This is a genomic window from Micromonospora sp. 4G55, assembly GCF_016803375.1.
This window is the reverse complement of record NZ_JAEVHN010000765.1, coordinates 1-2,703: the sequence shown is the minus strand read 5'-3', so window position 1 is coordinate 2,703 and position 2,703 is coordinate 1. Positions and strand designations below refer to the sequence as shown.

Here is a 2,703-nt window from a genome sequence, read left to right as displayed (position 1 = left end):
CCGCGCGTGCCCCCGGGCGCCGGCCCCGACCGGCGCCACCCGCGCTGGCTCCTGTCTACCCCGGGGGTACGACGTCGCGTCGGACCCGCCGTGCGTCGCCGCGCCGACCGGCCCGCCGGCGTTCGACGACCGCCGTCGATGCCGCGGTGGGAAGATCGTGGGTCGGCGGGCCGTCGCCCGCTAGAGTCGGGTCGTGGCGCTCGGTCTTCCCTCCGTCCTCCCCAATCCCCAGCCGGCGATCGGGGAGCTGATCCGTGAGCGCCAGCCGACCTTCTCCTTCGAGTTCTTCCCGCCCAAGACGCCCGAGGGCGAGCGGCTGCTCTGGCAGGCCATCCGGGAGCTGGAGTCGCTGCGTCCCTCGTTCGTGTCCATCACCTACGGCGCGGGCGGTCGACCCGGGACACCACGGTGGCGGTGACCGAGCGGATCGCCACCGAGACCACCCTGCTGCCGATGGCCCACCTGACCGCGGTCAACCACTCGGTCGCCGAACTGCGCAACGTCATCGGCCGGCTGGCCGGCGTCGGGGTGCGCAACGTGCTCGCCGTGCGCGGCGACCCGCCGGGCGACCCGGGCGGCGAGTGGGTCCGCCACCCCGAGGGCGTGCTGTACGCCGAGGAACTGGTCCGGTTGGTCCGCGACGCCGGGGACTTCAGCGTCGGCGTGGCCGCCTTCCCGTACAAGCACCCCCGCTCGACGGACGTGGCCAGCGACACGGCGTACTTCGTCCGCAAGTGCCGGGCTGGCGCCGAGTTCGCGATCACCCAGATGTTCTTCGACGCCGACGACTACCTGCGGCTGCGGGACCGGGTCGCCGCCGCCGGCTGCGACACCCCGATCCTGGCCGGCGTGATGCCGGTGACCCAGATCGGCACCATCGAGCGGTCCGTGCAGCTGTCCGGGGCGCCGTTCCCGCCCGCCCTCGCCGAGCGCTTCGAGCGGGTGGCCGACGACCCGGAGGCGGTGCGTCGGCTCGGCATCGAGCAGGCCAGCGAGATGTGCGCCAAGCTGCTGGACGAGGGGGTGCCGGGGATCCACTTCATCACCCTCAACCGGTCCACCGCGACCCGGGAGGTCTGGCGCAGTCTCCAGGCCGGCGCCCGGGTGTGAACGCGGGCCCCCCGCCACCTGAACCACGCCACGACGGTTGACCGATGGTGGGCACACAGCTGAAGTGGGACGACTACGCGACCGCCTGGGCGCGGCTGCACGGCGGTTTCGACCCGCGTGCCGCCGCGCCGGTGGTCCGGGCCTGGCTGCGCTTCGCCTACCACGTGGGATACATCCTGGGCCGCTCCGGATCACCCCGACCGCGGTGACCGTCGCCGGCGTGCTGCTCTGCCTCTGCGTGCCGCTGTTCTCCGTACGGTCGGTGGACGGGCCGATCGTGGGCGCGCTGTTCGTGCTGCTCGCGTCGGTGGCGGACAGCGTCGACGGGGCGGTGGCGGTGGCCACCAACCGGACCACCCGCCTCGGCTACGTCTACGACTCGCTCGCCGACCGGCTCGGTGAGATCGCCTGGTTGGCCGCGTTCTGGCTGGTCGGTGCGCCGGGCGTGCTGGTCGTCGCCGGCGGCGCGCTGTCCTGGCTGCACGAGTACGTCCGGGCCCGGGCGGTCGCCGCCGGGATGCGCGACATCGGCGCGGTGACCGTGGGGGAGCGTCCGACCCGGGTCTGCGTGGCCCTGGTGGGGCTGCTGCTGGCCGGCCTGACCGGCCTGATCGACCCGGACCTGGCCGCCGGCACCATCACCATGGCCACCGCGGTGTGGGTGCTGCTGGCCGGGTTCGGCCTGGGGCAGCTGCTGTCGACCGTGCGCCGCGCCCTGATCGACGCCGGCTGACGGCGGCCTACCAGGCCGGGCCGATCTCCTCGGCGACGATCTGCGCGGAGAGGGCCACCATCGGCAGGCCGCCGCCGGGGTGGCTGGAGCCGCCGACCAGCCAGAGCCCGTGGGCCGGGCCCCGGTTGGCCGGGCGCAGCAGCCCGCCCGCGGTGCCGTAGATCGTGCCGCCCGGCGCGCCGGTCGCCGCGTCCAGGTCGGCCGGGGTACGCACCTCCCGGAACACCAGCCGGTCGCGGACGTCGACGCCCCGCTCGGCGAGCACGTCGAGGATCCGGTCGGCGTACGCCTCGGCGAGCCCCGGCCGACGCCAGTCCACGGCCCCGGCGGCGGTGCCGTGGCGGGCGGCGTTGACCAGTACGAACCACGACTCGTGCCCGTCCGGGCGGACCATCGGGTCGTCGGCGACGGTGACGAAGACGGTCGGGTCGGTCGCCGGCCGGGCCCGTACGCCCCGCCCCGGGTCGCCGAAGACCGCGTCGAACTCGGCGTCGTAGTCGCGCGGGAAGAACACGTTGTGGTGGGCCAGCCCGGAGTCGCCGCGTACCCCGAGCAGCAGCACGAAGCCGGCCAGGCTGCGGTCGGTCAGCCCGGCCAGCCGGCGGGGGCTGGGCAGCAGGTCCCGGTAGAGGGTGAGCGCGTCGGTGTTGGCCACCACCACGTCGGCGGGGACGGGCGCGGCGGCGCCGGCGAGGCGTACCCCGTGCACCCGGCCGCCCGCGGCGTCGATCCGGGTGACCGTGGCGCCGGTCTGCACGACCACGCCGAGGTCCAGGCAGCGCGACAGCAGCGCGTCGGCCAGGGTGCCCAGCCCGCCGCGCAGGTACCAGCCGCCGAAGGTCAGCTCGGCGTAGGGGACG

2 protein-coding genes and 2 pseudogenes are annotated in these 2,703 nt (G+C 75.2%); 3 read left to right on the top strand and 1 reads right to left on the bottom strand.

The features are described 5' to 3' along the window. From JNW89_RS33830 to JNW89_RS33820, 3 genes and pseudogenes are all read left to right on the top strand, one after another. The coding region (locus tag JNW89_RS33830) for a hypothetical protein (RefSeq protein ID WP_238452132.1) at positions 1-184 on the top strand (184 nt) is incomplete at its 5' end. Between the two features lie 9 nt (positions 185-193). Next, positions 194-1,110, top strand: a pseudogene (gene metF, locus JNW89_RS33825) (methylenetetrahydrofolate reductase [NAD(P)H]). 44 nt (positions 1,111-1,154) lie between these two features. Further along, a pseudogene (locus tag JNW89_RS33820) lies at positions 1,155-1,843 on the top strand (CDP-alcohol phosphatidyltransferase family protein). 7 nt (positions 1,844-1,850) lie between these two features. Here JNW89_RS33820 and JNW89_RS33815 read toward each other — a convergent pair. Continuing rightward, positions 1,851-2,703: phytoene desaturase family protein (locus JNW89_RS33815; protein WP_375155182.1), on the bottom strand; the 853-nt coding region annotated here is incomplete at its 5' end.